At 68.2% G+C, this 1,555-nt stretch carries 2 protein-coding genes; both read right to left on the bottom strand.

The window, feature by feature from the left end; genetic code table 11:
• Window positions 1-497 (bottom strand): AAA family ATPase (locus WBV89_RS18105; protein ID WP_423982729.1); only part of this gene is annotated, 497 nt, incomplete at its 3' end.
• A gap of 112 nt (window positions 498-609) precedes the next feature.
• Window positions 610-1,555: HNH endonuclease (locus WBV89_RS18100; protein ID WP_423982728.1), on the bottom strand; the 946-nt coding region annotated here is incomplete at its 5' end.

Below are 1,555 nucleotides of genomic sequence, written 5' to 3'. Positions count from 1 at the left end.
CCGCCGAGGGCAGCGAGCGCCGCGTCGATCTCGGTGAGGTGCGCCCGCGCCGCCCGCAACGGGGTGAGATCGACGTGACCGAACCGGTCGAGCGCATCGCGCTGGGTCGCCGTCGAGAGCAGGCTCTGGTGGGCGTGCTGACCGTGCAGGTCGACCATTCCCTCGGCCACTTCGGCGAGCGATGTGACCGTCGCCAGACGACCGTCGACGTACGCCCGCGAACGCCCGTCGGCGGGGACCACCCGGGCGAGGATCCGCTCGGTTCCGTCGGCGACGAACCGACCTTCGATCCGCGCCTCGGCAGCGCCCCTCCGCACGATCGAGGCATCGGCTCGGCCGCCGACGAGGAGCTCGATCGCCTCGATCAACATCGTCTTGCCGGCGCCGGTTTCACCCGTGAGGGCGGTCAATCCCGGCCCGAACACGAGGTCGAGGCGCTCGATCACTCCGAGATTCTCGATGTGCAGTTCGCTGAGCATCGCCCGCCATTCAACCACCGGGGTACCGCAGAGATCGGAACCATCCCTCACCTGCCGGGGAGAGCGTCGCGCCGTGCATCTGTCACGGAGCACAACGGCAACACCGTGGCGCTCTGATGGCGCTCCGTTGTCAGCCGGTGTCGAGATCGGGATGGTCGAGATCGGGTCGGTCGTGGTCGGGTCGGTCGAGGTCCGGTCGGTCGAGGTCGGGGTGCTCGTGTCGGAGGTCGCGGGGAATGGTGGGGTCGATGAACGTCACCCAGCGGCCGTCGAGTCTCTCTCCGAGCGGGTGTTCGTAGGTCCCTCGGATCGGTGGCGGTGGCCCGTCGGGTGAGTGCGGGTTCGCCCCAGATGCCCGAATGGGATTCCCGCGGGCGGTGGTGAACCGCATCGTGTCCGGTCGGTCGGGGTTTCCGGTGATCCCGAGTCGATGTCGATGGTGCATCCGATGGTGCCTGGCGCACAACGTGATCAGGTTGGACGTGTTGGTTTCGCCGCCGTCGGGCCAGTGCGTGATGTGGTGGATCTCCAACCCGCGAGTCGAGCCGCAGCCGGGAATCTGGCAGCAATGGGCGTCACGCCGGAGGACGGTGCGCCGGGTGCGGTCGGGAATGGTGCGTTGTGTGCGTCCGACCGAGATCGGGAGACCGTCTTCGACGAACACCGGGTCGATGCTGCCGTCGCAGGTGAGGAGACGGGCGATCGTGTCGGGGAGCAGATCGCGGTGGTCGGTGCGCACGGTTCCGTCGGTGTCGAGGAGAAGGTTGACGCGGTAGCGGTTGCGTCGTGCGGGTTCGCTGATCGTGTCGAGCGATCGTTGGGCGAGCTCGACCAACGCGTCGACGTCGGACACCGCCCGGTACACCTGATCCGGTCCCGACCCGCTGTTCTCGCGGGCGAAGACGGCGTTGCGGGCTTCGTCGAGCGCAGATTCGATGAGGAGGCCGAGGTCGAGGTCGAGATCGGCGTGCAACCACCAGCGCCCATCGGGCCCGGTGCCGTAGGCGACACGATTCTGATCCGGCGACGATTGGGGCGCGGGCTCAGGCTGGGGTGTTCCCACTGCATCGGATCCG

The sequence above is a fragment of the Ilumatobacter sp. genome (assembly GCF_049588435.1).
Lineage (GTDB): Bacteria > Actinomycetota > Acidimicrobiia > Acidimicrobiales > Ilumatobacteraceae > Ilumatobacter_A.
The sequence above is the reverse complement of the archived record's forward strand: the minus strand, read 5'-3'. Positions and strand labels throughout refer to the sequence as shown.